Source organism: Deinococcus planocerae, assembly GCF_002869765.1.
Lineage (GTDB): Bacteria > Deinococcota > Deinococci > Deinococcales > Deinococcaceae > Deinococcus > Deinococcus planocerae.
In genome coordinates this window covers 68,394-81,011 of the sequence record NZ_PNOR01000012.1, presented here as the reverse complement: position 1 = coordinate 81,011, position 12,618 = coordinate 68,394, and the positions used below count along the sequence as shown (strand labels likewise).

The 12,618-nt window shown below is 69.6% G+C and carries 16 protein-coding genes; 4 read left to right on the top strand and 12 right to left on the bottom strand.

All coding sequences use genetic code 11. The annotated features are described in order from the left end of the window. Position 1 precedes the first annotated feature (1 nt). Together A7B18_RS08825 and A7B18_RS08820 are read right to left on the bottom strand one after the other, a co-directional pair. Positions 2-1,093, bottom strand: coding sequence for a phosphotransferase family protein (locus A7B18_RS08825; RefSeq protein ID WP_102126317.1), 1,092 nt, complete (start codon positions 1,091-1,093; stop codon positions 2-4). After that, positions 1,090-1,893: an SDR family oxidoreductase gene (locus A7B18_RS08820; protein WP_102126316.1), complete on the bottom strand. Its 804-nt coding sequence runs from the start codon at positions 1,891-1,893 to the stop codon at positions 1,090-1,092. The genes A7B18_RS08825 and A7B18_RS08820 overlap by 4 nt, the downstream gene beginning before the upstream one ends. A 139-nt stretch (positions 1,894-2,032) precedes the next feature. On the opposite strand from A7B18_RS08820, the gene A7B18_RS08815 reads away from it, so the two are divergent. Beyond that, positions 2,033-2,350, top strand: a complete 318-nt coding sequence (locus A7B18_RS08815) for a type II toxin-antitoxin system HicB family antitoxin (protein WP_102126315.1) — start codon at positions 2,033-2,035, stop codon at positions 2,348-2,350. A 20-nt stretch (positions 2,351-2,370) separates the two neighbouring features. Here A7B18_RS08815 and A7B18_RS08810 read toward each other — a convergent pair whose 3' ends face one another. The 10 genes from A7B18_RS08810 to A7B18_RS08765 all read right to left on the bottom strand — a co-directional run bounded on the left by A7B18_RS08810 (position 2,371) and on the right by A7B18_RS08765 (position 9,544). Further along, positions 2,371-2,760 (bottom strand): type II toxin-antitoxin system death-on-curing family toxin, encoded by a 390-nt coding sequence (locus tag A7B18_RS08810; protein WP_102126314.1) that lies wholly within the window; start codon positions 2,758-2,760, stop codon positions 2,371-2,373. Continuing rightward, the gene (locus A7B18_RS08805) at positions 2,757-2,972 is read right to left on the bottom strand and encodes an AbrB/MazE/SpoVT family DNA-binding domain-containing protein (RefSeq protein ID WP_102126313.1); all 216 of its coding nucleotides are present in this window, start codon (positions 2,970-2,972) and stop codon (positions 2,757-2,759) included. Before A7B18_RS08805 ends, A7B18_RS08810 begins: the two co-directional genes overlap by 4 nt. 26 nt (positions 2,973-2,998) lie before the next feature. Beyond that, on the bottom strand, positions 2,999-4,255 hold the full coding sequence (locus A7B18_RS08800) for an acyl-CoA dehydrogenase family protein (RefSeq protein WP_102126312.1): 1,257 nt from the start codon (positions 4,253-4,255) through the stop codon (positions 2,999-3,001). After that, the gene (locus tag A7B18_RS08795; RefSeq protein WP_245872803.1) at positions 4,252-4,587 is read right to left on the bottom strand and encodes a hypothetical protein; all 336 of its coding nucleotides are present in this window, start codon (positions 4,585-4,587) and stop codon (positions 4,252-4,254) included. The genes A7B18_RS08800 and A7B18_RS08795 overlap by 4 nt, the downstream gene beginning before the upstream one ends. Then, positions 4,584-5,033, bottom strand: a complete 450-nt coding sequence (locus A7B18_RS08790) for a PaaI family thioesterase (protein ID WP_102126311.1) — start codon at positions 5,031-5,033, stop codon at positions 4,584-4,586. Before A7B18_RS08790 ends, A7B18_RS08795 begins: the two co-directional genes overlap by 4 nt. 4 nt (positions 5,034-5,037) lie before the next feature. Beyond that, on the bottom strand, positions 5,038-5,484 hold the full coding sequence (locus A7B18_RS08785) for a PaaI family thioesterase (protein ID WP_102126310.1): 447 nt from the start codon (positions 5,482-5,484) through the stop codon (positions 5,038-5,040). Next, entirely contained in the window at positions 5,481-5,939 is a 459-nt protein-coding gene (locus A7B18_RS08780) for a MaoC family dehydratase (RefSeq protein ID WP_102126309.1), read from the bottom strand. The genes A7B18_RS08785 and A7B18_RS08780 overlap by 4 nt, the downstream gene beginning before the upstream one ends. A gap of 66 nt (positions 5,940-6,005) precedes the next feature. Next, a complete protein-coding gene (locus A7B18_RS08775; RefSeq protein WP_102126308.1) occupies positions 6,006-6,782 on the bottom strand; it encodes an SDR family oxidoreductase in 777 nt (258 codons plus the stop codon). A 108-nt stretch (positions 6,783-6,890) separates the two neighbouring features. Then, positions 6,891-7,688 (bottom strand): alpha/beta fold hydrolase, encoded by a 798-nt coding sequence (locus tag A7B18_RS08770; RefSeq protein ID WP_245872802.1) that lies wholly within the window; start codon positions 7,686-7,688, stop codon positions 6,891-6,893. A 59-nt stretch (positions 7,689-7,747) separates the two neighbouring features. Beyond that, the gene (locus A7B18_RS08765; protein ID WP_102126306.1) at positions 7,748-9,544 is read right to left on the bottom strand and encodes an acyl-CoA dehydrogenase; all 1,797 of its coding nucleotides are present in this window, start codon (positions 9,542-9,544) and stop codon (positions 7,748-7,750) included. A gap of 170 nt (positions 9,545-9,714) precedes the next feature. On the opposite strand from A7B18_RS08765, the gene A7B18_RS08760 reads away from it, so the two are divergent. The 3 genes from A7B18_RS08760 (at position 9,715) to A7B18_RS08750 (ending at position 12,560) form a co-directional block, all read left to right on the top strand. Then, positions 9,715-10,689 (top strand): NADPH:quinone oxidoreductase family protein, encoded by a 975-nt coding sequence (locus A7B18_RS08760; protein ID WP_102126305.1) that lies wholly within the window; start codon positions 9,715-9,717, stop codon positions 10,687-10,689. Then, positions 10,689-11,162, top strand: coding sequence for a MerR family transcriptional regulator (locus tag A7B18_RS08755; RefSeq protein ID WP_102126304.1), 474 nt, complete (start codon positions 10,689-10,691; stop codon positions 11,160-11,162). The genes A7B18_RS08760 and A7B18_RS08755 overlap by 1 nt, the downstream gene beginning before the upstream one ends. Before the next feature lie 198 nt (positions 11,163-11,360). After that, a complete protein-coding gene (locus A7B18_RS08750) occupies positions 11,361-12,560 on the top strand; it encodes a S1C family serine protease (RefSeq protein WP_102126303.1) in 1,200 nt (399 codons plus the stop codon). Positions 12,561-12,618: the final 58 nt, after the last annotated feature.

The following is a 12,618-nucleotide window of genomic DNA, read 5'->3' as shown; positions in this document are numbered from 1 at the left end:
CCTATCCCCCCGCTTCCCCGATTCGTCGCCACGCCTCCCCGATCAGCCACTGGGCCTGAGACCCCAGCGGGGCGAAGCGGGTGTCCCGCGTCTGTCCGGCGCGGTAACGGGCGTAGATCTGCCCCACGATCACGGCGAGCTTGAAGTGGCCCAGCACCTCGTACCACGCGACGCCTCCCACGTCCCGACCGCTGCGTTCGGCGTAGCGATTCAGGAACTCCTCGCGGGTGTAGTAGCCCTCGGCGCTCGCCACCGCCCCGACCCGGTTGGGCTCGCGGCCCGGCATCTCGGGCATCGTCCAGTAGGTCAGGGTCAGGCCGAGGTCCACCAGGGGGTCTCCCACGGTCGTCATCTCCCAGTCGAGGAGGGCGACCACCCGCGAGGGATCGTGGGGGTCCAGCATCAGGTTGTCGAGCTTGAAGTCGTTGTGGACGAGGGTGTGGGCCGACTCGGGGGGCGTGTTGGCGGTGAGCCACGCGATCACGTCCTCGTCGTGCAGTTCGTCCACGGGGGGCATGTCGTCCGTGCGGGCGCGGCGCCAGCGTCCGGCCCAGCCCTCGACCTGCCGCCCGTTGAAGCCCTCCGGCTTGCCGAGCCCACGCAACCCCGCCGCGTCGATGTCCACCGCGTGCAGGTCGGCGAGGGTATCCGCGAGCGCCTGCGAGAGCCTGCGGGGAGCGTCGGGCAGGGCCGCGTACTCGGGCGGCAGCTTCGTCCTCACGACCGTCCCGCGCCGCCGTTCCATCAGGTAGAAGGAGGCGCCGATCACCTCCGGGTCCTCGACGAGCAGGATGGGCTTGGGAGCGACGGGGAGGACGGGATGCACCCGCTCCAGCAGCCGATACTCGCGCGGCATGTCGTGGGCCTTCGCCGCCACCGGGCCGAGGGGGGCGCGGCGCAGCACGTACTCCTGCCCCCCCTCAGACAATTGGCCCAGCCGGACGAGGTAGGTGAGGTTGGAAAAGCCGCCGGGGAACTGCTCCACGGTCAGCCGGTCCACGTCCCCCTCCACCCGTCCGCGCAGGGCCTCCCGCAGCGAGTCCAGCGGCAACTCCTCCCCGGGGCGGACGGGGGCGGTGTCGGGACGGGTCATCGGGCCTGCTCTCCCGCCCCGAAGGCCCGGCCCCCGTGCGCGGCGAGCAGCGCCATCGCCTTTTCCCGCAGCCTCCGCATCTTGCCGATCCAGGTGTCGTAGTCGGCGGCCTTGTTCTGGAAAGACTGGAGAGTCGTGGGGTGGGTGGTGATCAGGAAGCCGTCGCGGCGCAGCACCTCCAGCGTCTTCTCCACGAGTTCGTCCGTCGTGATCGCCGTCTGCTGGAGGATGGGCGCGTTCTGGATCATCGGGGTCCAGACGCCTTCCGGGCACAGGCAGGAGACCTTGATGCTCCGGTCCCCGTAGGTGATCGCCAGCCACTCGGCAAACGCCAGCGCCGCGTGCTTGGTGACCGCATAGGGGGCGGAGTGCAGCTCGGTGAGGAGCCCCGCCGCCGACGCCGTGTTCAGGAGGTGGCCCTCGCCGCGTTCGAGCATGTGCGGCAGCAGGTGCCGGGCAGCCCAGACGTGGCTCATCACGTTGACCTTGTAGATCAGGTCCCACTGCTTGTCCGGCGTCTCCGGCCCCTCGCCGATGGCGATGCCCGCGTTCGAGCAGAAGAGGTCGATGCGGCCCTCCTGCGCGAGCACGCCGTCAATAAGGGCCTGAATATCTTCTTCCTTCGCCACGTTCGCGGGCACGAAGCGCGCGCCGATCTCTGCCGCCTTCTGGGCACCCACCTCGGCGTTGAGGTCGGAGGCGATCACGGTGGCGCCCTCCCGCACGAAGCGGGTTGCCAGCGCGAGGCCGATGCCGGAAGCGGAGCCGGTGACGACGATGATTTTGTTTTGGAAGTCCATGTGAAGGCTCCTTATCGGGGTTTCCCCTTCGCTTAAAAGTGCCACGTAGGGTTGTGAAGGGATGCTGAACTCCCCTGGTCCGTCTCCCTGCCTGACCGACCGTCAGGGAGACCTGCGAAACCTTTGGGGGTGATGACGCGTGGAATACACAGGTTACATCGCCACGGCCAGCTTCGACGACGAGGCCGACCTGTTCCACGGCGAGGTGGTCAACCTGCGGGATGTCATCACCTTTCAGGGCCGCACGGTCGATGAGTTGCGGCAGGCGTTCAAGGAAAGCGTGGACGACGACCTCGCCTTCTGCCGGGAGCGGGGCGAGGAGCCCGAGAAACCCTTCAGCGGGCGCTTCAACCTCCGCATCCGCCCCGAGCTTCACGCCCGCCTCGCCGCCCGCGCCCGCAGCGAGGGCCTGAGCCTGAACGCCTTTGTGAAGCGGGCGCTGGAGCGGACAACTTGAGCTGAAGCGGAGGGAGTTCATCACATCGGGGTCACGAGAGGCCGAAGTTGTTCAGCAACCTGCCGGGGGTCACTCAGCCTCCCCTGGGCCGTTCCCAGCACGAGGTCGAACACGGTGTCATCCGGGCCGCTCAGCTCTGCCCCGTTCAGCAGCAGGAAAACGGAGGTCGCCGCATAGGCCGTCCGCTTGTTGCCGTCCACGAAGGCGTGGCCCCGCGCCAGGAAGAACAGCAGGGCGGCGGCCTTCTCCGATATCGACGGGTAAAGCTCCACGCCGAACGCCTCCATCGCGGGCTGAGCGAGGGCCGAGGCGAGGGTCCCAGGGTCACGCAGACCAGACCTGCCCCCAAAGTCGGCGATGGCCTCGTCGTGCAATTCCACCACCTGCCCGGGGGTCAGGTAGACGGTCACGCGTCGCTGAGTCGCTGGAGCAGGTCGCGCTTCTCCCGGAACAGCTTGGCCCTGGCGTCCTCAAAAGTCAGGCCCTTGCGGGCAGGACGCAGGATCAGGCCCCCCTCGGTGGGCTCGATCTCCACCTCATCCTCGAAGCGGTACAGCTCCAGCAACTCCTTGGGCAGGATGACGGCCCGCGACTTGCCGACGGTGGTGAGACGTTTGCGCATGGCTCGATTCTAACCCGGTTAGAGCCTCAGTCCCCTACCACCGCTGCCCGCCGCTCCTTGGCCCGCTGTTGCCGCTTCATCTCCTCCTTCGCCACCGTCTCGGTGTGGACGATATCGGGGCCGTCGGCGAGGCGCAGGGTGCGCGCACCCGCGTACATGTTGGCGAGGGGCGTGTCCTGGCTGACCCCCGCGCCGCCGAAGACCTGGATGGCGCGGTCGATGACCCGCAGGGCGACGTTGGGCGCGACCACCTTGATCGCCGCGATCTGCCCGCGCGCCTCCTTGTTGCCCACCGTATCCATCATGTGCGCGGCCTGCATGGTCAGCAGCCGCGCCTGGTCGATCTCCATGCGGCTGTGCGCAATCGCCTCGCGGACGTGCTGGTGGCCGCCGAGCGGCTTGCCGAAGGCGACGCGCTGGCCCGCCCGCTCCACCATCAGGTCCAGTGCCCGCTCCGCCTGCCCGATCAGCCTCATGCAGTGGTGGATGCGCCCCGGCCCCAGCCGCCCCTGCGCGATCTCGAAGCCGCGCCCCTCGCCCAGCAGGAGGGCAGAGGCGGGCACGCGCACGTTCTCGAAGGTCATCTCCGCGTGGCCGTGCGGCGCGTCGTCGTAGCCGAAGACGGTGAGCATCCGGTTGATGGTCACGCCGGGCGCGTCCATCGGAATCAGGATCATGGACTGCTGGAGGTGACGCTCCGCGTTCGGGTCCGTCTTGCCCATGAAGATGCTCACGGCGCAGCGGGGGTCGCCCGCGCCGGAGGTCCACCACTTGCGCGCGTTGATGACGTACCCGTCGCCGTCTCGCACGATGCTCGCCTGGATGTTCGTCGCGTCGCTCGACGCCACGTCCGGCTCGGTCATCGAGAAGGCGGAGCGGATCTCGCCGTTCAGGAGGGGGGTCAGCCAGCGGTCCTGCTGCTCGGGGGTGCCGTAACGGGCCAGCACCTCCATGTTGCCGGTGTCGGGCGCGTTGCAGTTGAAGATTTCGGGCGCCCACCACACCCGGCCCATCACCTCGCACAGGGGGGCGTATTCCAGGTTGCTCAGGCCCGGGCCGAACACGCCCTGCGGGTCCGAGGCGGGCGGCAGGAAGAGGTTCCACAGGCCCTGGGCGCGCGCCCTCGGCTTGAGGTCCTCGATGAGTTGAACGTGTTCCCAGCGGTTCCCCTCGTTCACCTGGCGGTTGAACTCGGCCTCGTTGGGGTAGATGTGCTCCTCCATGAACGCGCTCAGGCGGGCGTGCAGGTCGCGGGTGCGGGGCGAGACGTCGAACATCGTCATAGCGGTTCCTCCTCCAGCTTCAGGGGGCGAAAGTGGGCGGTGTGGTCTTCGATGCCGATCAGGACCTCGCGGTGGATGCCCCCGCCCTCCCGCCGCACCGAGAGGCCCAGGGCCAGGATGCGGTCGAGCAGCGCCTCGGCACGGCCCAGCAGGGCGGGGTCGGGGTCGCTGACCAGTTCATCGGCGAGGCGGGCGTCCTCCTCGAACAGGGGGCGGTAGGGCTCGAAGGCGGGCAGCGGTTCGAAGGTGCAGTGGACGCTGAAGGGCTCGACGCGGCTGAGCGGCATCCGCGCCAGCAGCACGCCGTCGCGCTCCAGCAGGTAGACGGTCACGCCTTTTCCTCCCGGCCCGGGCGACCGCCGACGGGCGAGATCGTCGCCAGCGCCGCCGCGACGAGGGTGTCCTCTCCCCCGCTGCGGGCGTACACGTCGGCGCGCACGACGACCTGACGGCGGCCCGCGCGCAGGACCTCCCCGCGTGCCCACAGCGTCTCTCCCTTCGCGGGGGCGAGCAGGTTGAGCTTGTACTCGGCGGTCACCACGTCCCCGGCGACCGAGGCGGCGGCCCACGCGCTCACGGTGTCCGCGAGGTAGCCGATCACCGCCCCGTGCGCGTAGCCGTGGTGCTGGGTGAGGATGGGCTTGAGGTCGATCTCGATCTCGACCCGCCCGTTCTCGAAGTGGCTGAGGCGCGTGCCCATGAACCGCGTAAACTCGCTCGTCTCGATGGCGCGTTCGAGCAGGTCACGGGTGAGGGTGGAGGGGTCGGGGGCGGTCATGGGGTCACGTCCCTCCCCCCGCCGGAGGCACGTCCGCCGTGACGATGGTGCCGAGTGCGGTGGCGACCAGCCGCTCCTCGTCTCCCTGCACGGCGAAGATGTCGCAGCGGGTGACGGCCTGCCGCTTCCCGGCGCTGAGCACGCTGCCCCGAGCGACGAGCGCCTCACCGACGCCAGGCTTCACGAAGTTGATTTTGAACTCGGAGGTCAGCACACTCGGCCCCAGCGCCGCCGCCCCCATGAAGGTGAGGGCGATGTCGGCCAGCGCCGCCTGCACGCCCCCGTGCGCGAAGCCGTGGTGCTGGGTGATCTCCTGCCGGAAGGGCACCCGCACGACCACGCCCGCAGGCGACATTTCCTCGACCCTGGCTCCCACAAGCACGCTGAAGGGCTGGGAGTCGAGGACACTCTGGGCAAAGGCAATCGCGTCGGTTCCGTCGAGCGTCGTCATAGGTACACCCGCATCACCGTCTCCGCCGTCGCCGCGGGTCTTTCACTGCCCTCGATCTCGATGGTGTTGGCGACGGTGAGCTGGGCGTAGCCGCTGCCGTCCTCCACGCCGACCAGCGTTCCACGGTTGCGCAGGCGACTTCCCACGGGCACGGGCGAGATGAAGCGCACGCGGTTGAGGCCGTAGTTCACGACCATCCGCGCCCCCTCCAGCCGGGGAGAGCCGCCGTGGGTCATGAAGTGCCCCGCCAGCAGCGAGAGGGTCAGGAAGCCGTGCGCGATGGGTCCGCCGAAAGGGGTCTGCGCCGCCCGCTCGGGGTCCACGTGGATGAACTGGTGGTCGCCGGTCGCGTCCGCAAACCTGTTGACCATCTCCTGCGTGACAGTCACCCAGTCAGATAAGGCGATCTCCTGGCCGATGCGGGAGCGGAGGTCGGGAAGGGGAAGGGCGGTCATGGTGCCTCCTTTGGAGCAGTCAGCCGTCAGCTCTCAGCTTGTATTGCCGACGGCTGACTGCTCCATTCAAATCGCCGTCACCCCGCCGTCCACCGCGATGTTCTGCCCGGTCATGTAGGCGCTGGCATCGCTGGAGAGCAGCAGGGCGAGGCCCTTGAGGTCTTCGGGCCCGCCGAGACGGCCCAGGGGCGTGCTGCCGAGGATGGTCTCCTCCCCGTAGGCGATGGTGCCCTTCGTCATCTTGGTGGGGAAGTAGCCCGGGCAGATCGAGTTGACGGTGATGTCGTACTTCGCCCACTCCGAGGCGAGCGCGCGGGTGAGGTTGACGACCGCCCCCTTCGACGTGTTGTAGGCGACCGTTCCGGCCATGCGCGGGCTGTTGCCCTTGAGCCCGGCGACCGAGGCGACGTTCACCACGCGGCCCGCGCGGGCGGGGATCATGCACCGCTTCCCCACCGCCTGCGTGAGGAGGAAGAGGCCGTTGACGTTGAGGTTGATCACCTTCAGCCACGCCTCGAAGGGGTGCTCCTCGGCAGGTGCGCCCCAGGTGGCCCCGGCGTTGTTCACGAGGATGTGGATGGGACCGACCTCCGAGACGATGCGCTCCACGAGGGGCTCGATGGTCTCGAACTGGGAGAGGTCGTTCTGGTAGACGTGGGCCTTGATCCCTAGGCCCTCCAGGTGGGCCTTCGCCTCGTCGAGTTCGTTCCCCTTGCGGGCGGTCAGGACGACGGTCGCGCCGTACTCGCCCAGCCCCTCCGCGATTTGCAGGCCGAGGCCGCGCGAGCCCCCGGTGATCAGGGCGACTTTGCCGGTCAGGTCGAAGAGTTCCTTGAGTGCCATAGAGGGTGCCTCCGGGGTTGAGTTGTGCCGGGTTAGAGCCGTACCTCCCACCATAGGGAAAGTGTACGTACACGTCAATTCTGAACGTCGGCGGACAGTGAGCTGGGGTTAACCTGTCTGTTCTTGCAAAAACCCGCGCAGGTCCGACAGAAACTCCTGCGGGCGTTCGAGGTGCGGCATGTGCCCGGTTCCCGGGTAGACGCGCAACTGGGCACCGGGGATACCTGCCGCCAGCCGCTCGGCGTTCGGCAGGGGGATCAGGTCGTCCAATTCGCCGTGCAGCACGAGGGTGGGGACGTTGAGGCGGGCGAGCCCTTGCGTGATGTCGTGCGCCCGGATCGCCCGGAACTGCCGCTTGAAGCTCTCCTCGCTCATGGGATGGCGCTCGGCGTGGCGGGCGGCGAGGTCGAGCAGTCCAGGATTGGCTTCGATGAACCCGTCGTGCGTCATCAGCGTCAGCGCCTGCCGCGCCCGTTCCCGCGCTTCCATGTCGGCGGGCAGGAAGAGGGCCGCACGCCCCCGCTCGGTGGCCGGAGTCGTGTCCGCCCCACCAGGCGTCGTGGAGACGAGCACCAACCCGCGCACGAGGTCCGGGTGCCGCAGCGCGAGGTGCTGCGCGACCATCCCTCCCATGCTCAGCCCAACGACGAAGGCGGGCGCGGCGGCCACCTCCCGCAGAAACTCGGCGGCGTCATCGGCGAGGTCGGCGAGCGTGAAAGCGTCCTCGAAGGGGTCGGAGTCGCCGGTATCGCGGTGGTCGGGGGCGAGGGCGCGGTCTTCCTGCCCGATCTCCCCCACCACCCCCTCCCACCCCAGCCGCGAGCCGCCCAGCCACGCGAGGAAGAGGACGTTGGCGCGCGGATGAGACGGAGAAACCTCCAGATAGGCGAGGTTTCTACCCCCCACCGCGACCCGGTGAAAATCCTGCTGGGCTGACGGCTGAGAGCTGAGGGCAGACCGCTCCACTAAAACCACGCCCCCTGCATCTCGAACGTCGTCCTGTCCGCGCTTGCCAGCAGGTCCGCGTGCGCCTGCACCTTCGGCAGTTCGTGGGTGGCGAAGAAGCGGGCGGCCTGGAGCTTGCCCCGGTAGAAGTCGGCGTCGTCGCCCCGCGCCCCGGGGAGCTGGCGGGCGGCGGCGATGGCCTGCCGCAGCCACATCCAGCCGACGACGGTGTGCCCGAACATCTCCAGGGCGCTGTTCGCATTCGCCAGGAAGAGGTCGGGGCCGAGTTCAGGGGCCTGGGTGAGGATGGCCCGCAACGCCCCGGTGCTCTGAGCAACGGCCTGGTGCAGCGCCGTGCGAATCTCGTCGAGTCCCTCCAGGCCCTCGGACGCCCGCAGGTCGGCCTGCATCTTTTCGAGCAGCACCTGAAGCCCCCGCCCGCCCGCCTGCGACACCTTGCGGCCCAGGAGGTCGTTGCCCTGAATCCCTTCCGTGCCCTCGTGAATGGGGTTGAGGCGGTTATCGCGGTAGTACATCTCGACCGGGTAGTCACGGGTGTACCCAGCGCCGCCCATGACCTGGATCGCGTCGCTCAGCGCCTCCTGGCTGTACTTGCTGGGCCAGCTCTTGACGATGGGCGTGAGCAGGTCGAGGAGGAGTTCGTTGTCCCGCCTCGCCTCCTCCGGCCCGGTCTCGATCTCGTCCTCCAGGTGGGCGGCGTACAGGCCGAGCGCGAGGCCACCCTCCACGAAGCTCTTCTGCCGCAGCAGGAGGCGCCGCACGTCGGCGTGTTCGATGATGGCGACGGGTTCGCTCCCCGGGTCCTTGTTGCTCGCGTGCCGCCCCTGACGCCGGTCACGGGCGTACTCCAGGCTGGCGAGGTACCCCGCGTACCCCTGCATGACGGCGCCCATGCCGACGCCGATGCGGGCTCCGTTCATCATGTGGAACATGTACCGCAGGCCCTGGCCGGGCTCCCCGATCAGCTCCCCGACCGTCTCGCCGCCCTCCCCGTAGTTGAGCAGCGTGTTCGTCGTGCCCCGGTAGCCCATCTTGTGATTCAGGCCCGCCAGGACGACGTTGTTGGACTCGCCGACACTGCCGTCCTCGTTCACCCGGTATCTCGGCACGATGAAGAGGGAGATGCCCTTCACGCCCGAGGGACCGCCCCTGATGCGCGCCAGGACGAGGTGGATGATGTTTTCCGACAGCTCGTGCTCGCCCGCCGAGATCCACATCTTCGTGCCGGTGACCGCGTACGTGCCGTCTCCCCTCGGTGTGGCGGTGGTGCGGATGTCCGCCAGGCCCGACCCCGCGTGCGGCTCGGAGAGGGCCATCGTGCCGAACCAGCGGCCTTCGAGGAGGGGGAGCATGTATTTCTGCTGCTGCTCGGGCGAGGCGAAAACGCGTTGCAGGTTGGCGTTGCCGATGGTCAGGAAGGGGTAGCTGCTCGTGCCGATGTTCGCCCCCTTGAAGTGGGCGTGCATGGCCTGCGCGACCACGTTGGGCAGCCCCAGCCCGCCCAGCTCCTCGTCGGCGTGGGCGCTGAAAAAGCCCGCCTCGCGGAAGGCCTTCATCGCCTGGGCGGCGGCGGGAACGAGTTTGACCTTCCCGCCTTCGATATGCGGCTCGTTCAGGTCCGCCTCGCGGGCGTGGTTGGCGAAATACTTGTCGGCGACGTTGTAGGCGAGGCCCAATACGTCGTCGTACACCTCGCGCGAGTGCTCGGCAAAGCGGGGTCGCGTGGGCAGGGAGGCGGTGTCGAGCACCTCGTAGAGCTGGAATTGCAGGTCGCGGCGGGACAGGAAGGGGGCCATAGGGTCACTCCTTTGCGTGGAGGGGGGAGGTTGCGCTGCTTCGGTCCCGTCAGCTTAGGCCGGGTGTACGCACACGTCAATTTTGTACGCGGGCGTTCACAGGGCGGGGCAGGAACCGTACACTGGGCACACTCTCGACCACTCTTGCCCCATCCCCAGGAGGTTTTCCCATGCGCGCCCTGATCTGCGACCGTTTCGACCAACCCGAAGCCCTGACCGTCCGGGACGTGCCCGACCCCACCCCCGGCCCCGGCGAGGTCGTCCTCGACGTGGAGGCGGCGGGCGTGAACTACCCCGACGCGCTGATGGTGCAGGGGCTCTATCAGGTCAAGCCGCCCTTCCCCTTCACGCCGGGGGCGGAGGCTGCCGGAGTCGTCTCGGCGGTGGGAGAAGGGGTGCAGGGCCTCCAGCCTGGTCAACGAGTCGTGGCCTTCACGGGGACGGGCGCCTTCGCCGAGAAGTTGCTTGCCCCCGCCAACGCGGTGATGCCGCTGCCGGGGGGGATGGACGCCGCCGTCGCCGCCAGCCTTCCCCTCGCCTACGGCACGTCCATGCACGCGCTCAGCGACCGGGCGCAGTTGCAAGCGGGCGAGACGCTGCTCGTCCTCGGTGCGGCGGGCGGGGTGGGCCTCGCGGCGGTGATGATCGGCAAAGCGCTGGGCGCGCGGGTGATCGCGGCGGCGAGCACGGACGAGAAGCTGACCCTGGCCCGCGAGCACGGGGCGGACGAGACGCTGAACTACGCCTCGGAAGACCTGCGGGGCGGCCTCAAGGCGCTCACGGGTGGCCAGGGGCCGGACGTGATCTTCGACCCGGTGGGCGGGGACCTCGCCGAGCCCGCCTTCCGCTCGATCGGGTGGGGCGGGCGCTATCTGGTGGTGGGCTTCGCGGGGGGCGACATTCCGAGGCTGCCCTTCAACCTCCCGCTCCTCAAGGGCGCCTCGGTGGTCGGCGTGTTCTGGGGCGAGTTCGCCCGGCGCGACCCGCGCGGCAACGCCCGCAACCTCATGCGGCTGGCGGGGTGGGTGGGGGACGGGACGATCCGGCCACTGGTGAGCGAACGTTACGCGCTGGAGCGGGCCCCGGAAGCCCTGCGCGCCCTGCTCGACCGCCGGGTGACGGGCAAGGTCGTGGTCACGCCCTGATGACGCAGAGCCCCCAGCCGCTCACCTTCTACACGACCGCCGAACTCGCCCGCGAGGCGGGGGTGACCCGGCGCACGGTGATGCACTACGCCGAACTGGGCCTCCTGACCCCCGACCAGGTGACGGCCTCGGGGCGGGCGCTGTACGGGCCCTACGCGCTGCGGCTCTTGCGGGACGTGATGGACCTGCGCATTCTGGGCGTGCCCCTCGACGAGGTGCGCGACATGGTGACCCTGCGGCGGGCGACCCACGACGTGGGCGGCACGTACCGCCACGACTGGACCCGCGCCGACATCCCCCTCAGCGACGAGCGGCTGCGGGCCGTCCACGCGCGGCTGCGGGCCTTGAACGCCGCCTATGCCCGGCAGGCCGAGGGCCTCGCCCGCTTCGACCGCTGGCTCACCAAGAGATTTACGGGGGGCGACGTGCCCCCGCTGCCGGAGCCCGCCCTGGCCGGGGACGAGGGGGGCTGAGGCGAACGCCCGTCACGGACCCGCCGGGAAAAGCGCCGTCAAGGAAACGTTCATCGTTCGGGGTCCGATGGGGATTTGGCCCGATGCGACAGAAGGGCGTCGTCCCTCTGGCATAGAGCAGGGGGCGTGGCCCTCGCACGGACGGGAGGGACCGCCGACCCCCTGCGTCCCGTCGTCCTGCCCGCCCAAGGAGGCTCCATGCGACCGATCCCGCTGCTCACCTCGCTCCTGCTCCTCGCCGCGCCCGCAGCTTCGGCCCAGACCGCACCCGCCCCGCCCCGGCAGACGCCAGCCGCGCCGACCCAGGCGGCCCCGAGCACGCTGCGCCCCGACGAACTCTCGCAGGTCGAGGTGCTGGAGCGCTCGCTGAGGGGCGTGGTCTATATCAGCGCCGAGACGCCCGGCGACGAGCAGCCCGTCTTCTCCAGCCCGCTGTTCGAGGACCCCCGCGGCGGGGTGGAGCAGTCGAGCGGCAGCGGCTTTTTCGTGGACGCGCAGGGGTACGCCCTGACGAACTTCCACGTCGTGGAGGGGGCGACCCGGCTGAGCGTGCGCCTGCTGGGCCAGAGCCGCGAGTTTCCGGCGCGCGTCGTGGGCACCGCGCCCGACTACGACCTCGCCCTGATACAGGTGCAGAACGTACCCGCAGGTCTCATCCGGCCCCTGCCGCTCGGGGACAGCACGCGGCTGCGCGTGGGGCAGCGGGTCTTCGCCATCGGGGCGCCCTTGGGGCAGCAGTTCTCGGCGTCCGAGGGCATCGTGTCGGCGGTGGAGCGCACCATCCCCACCGGGCAGCGGCAGGTGCCGCAAAACGCCATCCAGACCGACGCGGCGATCAATCCCGGCAACTCGGGCGGACCGCTGCTCAACAGCGCCGGGCAGGTCATCGGGATCAACACCCAGATCCTGTCGCCCTCGGGCGCGGTGACGGGCATCGGGCAGAGCGCGGGCATCGGCTTCGCCATTCCCAGCAACGTCGCGGGCCGCCTGTTGCCGCGGCTGCGCGCGGGCGAGACGGTCACCGGGCCGCGCATCGGCGTGGTGCTCGCGCCCTTCGAACTCAGCGTCTTTTCCGAGCAGGCCCGCCGTCAGTACAACCTCCCGCGCGAGGGGGCCCTCGTCGTGACGGTCGAGCCGAACGGCCCGGCGGCACGCGGCGGCCTGCGCGGCGGCACCCAGCGGATCAACACGCCCTTCGGGCCGATCACCCTCGGCGGCGACGTCATCACCGCCGTCAACGGCCAGCCCATCGAAACCTCCGCCGACCTGCGCGAGCGGCTCTTCAGCGGCCAGGTGGGCGAGACGCTGCGCCTCACCGTCGTGCGCGGCGGCCAGACCGTGCAGGTCCCCGTCACCCTCGCCCCCGGCACGCCCCCGAGCACGGGGCAGGGGCGGTAGGGCGTTCGGCACGGGAACGTTGTCATGCTGACTTCCAAAGCCGCGTAGCAGAGCGGAG